The organism is Pseudomonas sp. PS01270 (assembly GCF_029959775.1).
GTDB lineage: Bacteria > Pseudomonadota > Gammaproteobacteria > Pseudomonadales > Pseudomonadaceae > Aquipseudomonas > Aquipseudomonas atacamensis.
On sequence record NZ_JASCPT010000209.1, the window covers coordinates 1 to 5,280 of the forward strand.

General features: G+C 61.5%; 5 protein-coding genes. 4 read left to right on the forward strand and 1 reads right to left on the reverse strand.

Annotation, left to right across the window (positions count from 1 at the left end; all coding sequences use genetic code 11):
* From QMX86_RS27180 to QMX86_RS27195, 4 genes are all read left to right on the forward strand, one after another.
* The coding region (locus tag QMX86_RS27180) for a hypothetical protein (protein WP_282387497.1) at positions 1–182 on the forward strand (182 nt) is incomplete at its 5' end.
* Positions 137–1,285, forward strand: coding sequence for an aldose epimerase family protein (locus QMX86_RS27185; RefSeq protein WP_282387496.1), 1,149 nt, complete (start codon positions 137–139; stop codon positions 1,283–1,285). The genes QMX86_RS27180 and QMX86_RS27185, both read left to right, overlap by 46 nt.
* A 228-nt stretch (positions 1,286–1,513) precedes the next feature.
* Complete coding sequence (locus tag QMX86_RS27190) at positions 1,514–2,335, forward strand: aldo/keto reductase (RefSeq protein WP_282387493.1); 822 nt, start codon at positions 1,514–1,516, stop codon at positions 2,333–2,335.
* Between the two features lie 24 nt (positions 2,336–2,359).
* On the forward strand, positions 2,360–2,830 hold the full coding sequence (locus tag QMX86_RS27195) for a DUF1810 domain-containing protein (RefSeq protein ID WP_073471358.1): 471 nt from the start codon (positions 2,360–2,362) through the stop codon (positions 2,828–2,830).
* On the opposite strand, the gene QMX86_RS27200 is transcribed toward QMX86_RS27195, so the two are convergent.
* Positions 2,795–5,155 carry a DNA polymerase II gene (locus tag QMX86_RS27200; RefSeq protein WP_282387489.1) on the reverse strand — a complete coding sequence of 787 codons (2,361 nt, stop codon included), beginning with the start codon at positions 5,153–5,155 and terminating at the stop codon, positions 2,795–2,797. The two genes, QMX86_RS27195 and QMX86_RS27200, sit on opposite strands and share 36 nt — an antisense overlap.
* Positions 5,156–5,280: the final 125 nt, after the last annotated feature.

Below are 5,280 nucleotides of genomic sequence, written 5' to 3' on the forward strand. Positions count from 1 at the left end.
GCCGAAGGCTGCGATCTTTTGATCTTGCTTCTAAAAATCAAGATCAAGATCAAGATCAAGATCAAGATCAAAAGATCGCAGCCTTCGGCAGCTCCTACGGTCAATGCGAAAACAACAACAAAAAGGAAGGTCAACCATGCTTCAATCCCGTCACCTGCTCTCCGGCCTCGGACTGTCCCTGATGATCGCTACCCTTTCCGCCAACGCGGCGGGCCTGACCGCTGAACACAAAGCTTTCGGCAAAACCAATGACGGCACGCCTGTCGAACAGTACATCCTGCGCAACAGCCACGGCATGCAGGCCACCGTCATCACCTACGGCGCAACCCTGCAAGCGCTGAAAGTCGCCGACAAGCACGGCAAGTTCGACGACATCGTGCTGGGTTTTGACGATGTGCAGGGTTACCAGAAAGGCACCGCGTACTTCGGCGCGACCATCGGCCGCTTCGGTAACCGTTTGGCCGAAGGTGCTTTCGAACTCGATGGCAAGCGCTATCAAGTGCCGCAGAACGACAAATCCAACGCTCTGCACGGCGGCCCCGAAGGTTTCGACAAAAAAGTCTGGAAGGCCAGGGAAACCAAGGACAAGGATTCGGTGGGCGTAACCCTTACCTACCTCTCGGCCGACGGCGAGATGGGTTTCCCGGGCAATCTGACCACCGAAGTCACCTATCGCCTGACCGACAACAACGAGCTGCGCATCGACTACAAGGCCAGCACCGACAAGCCGACCGTGCTCAACCTGACCAACCACAGCTACTTCAACCTGGCCGGCGCCGGCAATGGCGACATTCTCAAGCAAGTCGCCATGATCAACTCCAGCCATTACACGCCGGTCACCGCGAAACTGATCCCGACCGGGGAGCTGGCGCCTGTGGCCGGTACGCCGATGGACTTCAGCAAACCGACGGCGATCGGCACGCACATCAAGGCTGATCATCCGCAGCTGAAATTCGCCGAGCCGAAACAGGGCGGCTTCGATTTCAACTGGGCGCTGGACACCAAGGGCGATGTCAGCAAGCTCGCCACCGAAGTCAGCGACCCGCAATCCGGACGCGTCCTGCAACTGTTCACCAGCGAGCCGGGCGTGCAGTTCTACACCAGTAACTTCCTCGACGGCACGGTCAAGGGCAAGGGCGGCAAGGTCTATCCGCACTGGGGCGCATTCACCCTCGAGACCCAGCACTACCCGGATTCGCCGAACCAGCCGGACTTCCCGAGCACGCGGCTTGACCCGGGGCAGACTTATGCCCACAGCGTGATCCTCAAGTTCTCCACCAAGTAAGGCCCACGCCGCATGATAGTTCCCACGCTCTGCGTGGGAATGCAGCCCGGGACGCTCCGCGTCCCTTTCAGAGCTGGAACGCGGAGCGTCCCTTGATGCATTCCCACGCGGAGCGTGGGAACGATCTTGCAGGAGCTGCGGACCGCTGCGATCTTTTTTGCTTTTTGAACCCCAACGCTATTCTGCTGCCCACTAAAGACACCCATTCTTTCAGGGCAGGAGGTTTGAATGCGTACTCTTGAGTTGGCCGGCGTGCAGGTTCCCGTGATTGGCCAGGGCACCTGGCGCATGGGCGAGGATCGTTCGGCGCACAGCCGTGAAGTGGCGGCGCTGCGCACCGGCATCGAGCTGGGCATGACCCTGATCGACACCGCCGAGATGTACGCCGAGGGCGGTGCCGAAACGGTGGTCGGCGAAGCCATCGCCGGTCTGCGCGATCAAGTCTTTCTGGTCAGCAAGGTCTACCCGCACAACGCCAGCCGCCAGGGCATCCCGCAAGCCTGCGAGCGCAGTTTGCGTCGGCTCGGCACTGACTACATCGATCTGTATCTGCTGCACTGGCGCGGTCAGTATCCGCTGGAGGAAACCGTCGAAGCCTTCGAGCGTCTGCGCGAGGACGGCAAGATCGGCCGTTGGGGTGTGTCGAATTTCGATGTCGACGACCTCGAAGAACTCTCCAGCTCGGCCTGCGCCACCAATCAGGTGCTGTACAACCTCGAAGAGCGCGGTATCGAATTCGATTTGCTGCCGTGGTGCCAGCATCAGCGCCTGCCGCTGATGGCGTACTGTCCGATCGGCCAGGGCGGCGCGATGCTCGCCGAGCCGGTTCTGCAAGACATTGCCAGCCGTCACAACGCCACTCCAGCGCAGGTTTCGCTGGCGTGGCTCCTGCGTCAGGACGGCGTGATTGCGATTCCCAAGGCTGTGCGCCCCGAGCATGTGCAACTCAATGCCGAGGCGGCCCGGTTGCAACTGGACGCCGGGGATCTGGCGGCGCTGGACAAAGTGTTCCCGGCGCCACAACGCAAGCAGCGACTGGCCATGGTCTGAGCTGCCGACTGCGAGGGCTTCGCCATGAGAAGCACAGATCTGCAAGACCCGTTCAACCTGCAACGTTTTGTCCAGGCTCAGGACCCGGTGTTCGAACGGGTCCAGCGTGAACTCGAAACGGGTCGCAAGCGCAGCCACTGGATGTGGTTCGTCTTCCCGCAGTTCGCCGGATTGGGCGGCAGCGAAATGGCCCGACGCTTCGCCATTGGTTCAGCCGAAGAAGCCCAGGCCTACTTGGCCGACGAACTGCTCGGCGCGCGGCTGCGCACCTGCACGCAACTGGTGCTGAATGTGCCGCAGCGCTCGATTGCAGAAATGTTTGGCCATCCCGATGACCTGAAATTTCATTCTTCGATGACCCTGTTCGCCCAGTTCAGCGCCGAGGACAGTCTGTTCCATCAGGCACTGGAGCGTTACTTCCACGGCATTCTCGATGAATGGACGCTGCAACTGCTCGACTCAAAACAGGCCCAGTTGCCCACCGATCAGGGTTGAGAAGTCGTCATCGACAAATGGCAGAATCGCATCCGCCACTGGTTGCAGCTGGCGGGTGATGTAGTGGTCGTAGTCGATGGCGGCGCGGCGTACCTCCAGCGGCTCCGGGCCGGCCAGGGTGATGACGTAGCTGATCCAGCCGCCGTTCTGATACTGCCGGGGCCGCCCCTGCTCGGCGTTGTAGTCATCGGCCAGCCGCGCCGCGCGGACGTGCGGCGGTACGTTGCGTTCGTAGTCGTCGAGGGTGCGGCGCAGACGCTTGCGGTAGATCAGCCGATCGTCGAACTCGCCGGCGAGGGTCTTGCGCACGTAATCGCGCACGTAATCCTGATACGGCTTGCGCTGAAAAATCCGCTCATACAGCTCTTGCTGAAATTGCCGCGCCAGCAGCGACCAGTCGGTGCGCACGGTTTCCAGGCCTTTGTACACCATTTCCTCGCTGCCATCGGCGCGGGTGACCAGACCGGCGTAGCGCTTCTTGCTGCCCTCCTCGGCGCCGCGAATGGTCGGCATCAGAAAGCGCTTGTAGTGAATCTCGAACTGCAATTCCAGCGCGCTTTCCAGCCCGTATTCTTCGCGCACATGCGTGCGCCACCAATCGTTGACGTGTTTGACCAGCGCATGGCCGATCTGCGCTGCTTCATCCTGACCGTGCAGACTGCGCAGCCAGACGAAGGTTGAATCGGTGTCGCCGTAAATGACGGCGTGGCCCTGTTCTTCGATCAACTGGCGGGTGCGCAGCATGATTTCGTGGCCGCGCAAAGTGATCGACGAGGCCAGCCGGGTATCGAAAAAACGGCAACCGCTGGAGCCGAGCACGCCGTAGAAGGCGTTCATGATGATCTTCAGCGCTTGGGACAGCGGCGCATTGTGCTCGCGCTTGGCGGTTTCGCGCCCTTCGGCCACCCGCGCCACGATGGACGGCAGACAATGGCGGGTGCGCGAGAAGCGTGCGCCACGAAAACCCGGCACCGAGTCGGCGTCATCCGGGCGTTGCAGGCCCTCGATCAAGCCCACCGGGTCGATCAGAAAGGTGCGAATGATCGACGGGTAGAGGCTTTTGTAATCGAGGACCAACACCGATTCGTAAAGCCCCGGGCGTGAATCCATGACAAACCCGCCGGGGCTGGCCTGCGGTGGATTGGTGCCCAGATTGGGTGCAACGAAGCCCTGGCGGTGCATCAACGGCATGTACAAATGGGTGAACGCGGCGACGGAACCGCCGCTGCGGTCGGCCGGCAAACCGGTAACGCTGGCGCGCTCAAGCAGGAACGTCAGCAGTTCGGTCTTGGCGAAGATCCGCGTGACCAGTTCGCAGTCCTTGAGGTTGTATTTGGCCAGCGCTGGCTTGTCCTCGGCGAACATGCGGTTGATCTCGTCCATGCGCTGGTACGGATTGTTGATCGCTTTGCCTTCGCCGAGCAGGGTCTGCGCGACGTTTTCCAGGCTGAACGAGGGAAAACTCCAGGTCGCCGAACGCAATGACTCGATGCCATCGATGATCAGCCGCCCCGCTGCCGAGGCGAAGTAGTGATTGCGGCTGCCGTGCTCGCGCCACTGCATTTCTTCGCCGCCACGACCGATCTTCAGCGGCACGCCAAGACGCCGCGCGTGTTCGTGAAGGATGCGCAGGTCGAACTGCACAACGTTCCAGCCAATGATCGCGTCAGGGTCGTGGCGGGCGAACCAGTCGTTGAGTTTCTTCAGAATGAGCGTGCGCGAGTCGCAGTACTCGAGGTCGAAATCGACAATGCTGGCGTCGCCGTTCGGCGCGCCGAGCATGTACACCTGGCGCTCGCCACAGCCTTCCAGCGCGATGGAATACAGCTCGCCGTTTTCGGTGGTCTCGATGTCGAGTGAGACCAAGCGCAGTTTCGGCCGGTAATCGGGGTCGGGTTTCAGTTGGGCGTTGATCAGCACGCCGTCAGCATCAGGCGTGCCGCCGAACAGCACCGGCGCGGTGATGAAGCGCTCCATCAGATAGCGTTCCGGTGGACGCACGTCGGCTTCAAAGACGTCGACGCCGGCGCGGTTGAGCGCGGTTTCGAGGCGCATCAACTGGCCGTGCTGCTGGCAATACAGACCGAGCACCGGACGATGCTGGAAATCCAGCAGCGCCAACGGTCGCAGCTCCACATTCTTTTCATCGTGCAACAGCCGTTCGGCCGCTTCCCGCTGGGCGGCGGGAATAAACGCCACCGATGGCTGATGCGCCAGACGCACGCGGCGCGGCCCGGCGTCCGTTGCCAGCCAGAACTCGACTTCGGTGCCGGCCGGCGTATCGCGCCAATGCCGGGTCAGGACGAAGCCCTGCTGTAAATCCACCACTGCGACCTCAACGTTTCAATCAGAGCGCCATTCTACGCAGCATTTGTGGCGAGGGGATTTATCCCCGCTGGCCGCGAAGCGGCCCCGCTTTTAATGAAAGGGCCTGCTGCGCAGGCCAGCGG

Coding starts and splice junctions, on each gene's coding strand:
- QMX86_RS27185 (WP_282387496.1), top strand. CDS start 137: ATGCTTCAATCCCGTCACCTGCTCTCCGGCCTCGGACTGTCCCTGATG.
- QMX86_RS27190 (WP_282387493.1), top strand. CDS start 1,514: ATGCGTACTCTTGAGTTGGCCGGCGTGCAGGTTCCCGTGATTGGCCAG.
- QMX86_RS27195 (WP_073471358.1), top strand. CDS start 2,360: ATGAGAAGCACAGATCTGCAAGACCCGTTCAACCTGCAACGTTTTGTC.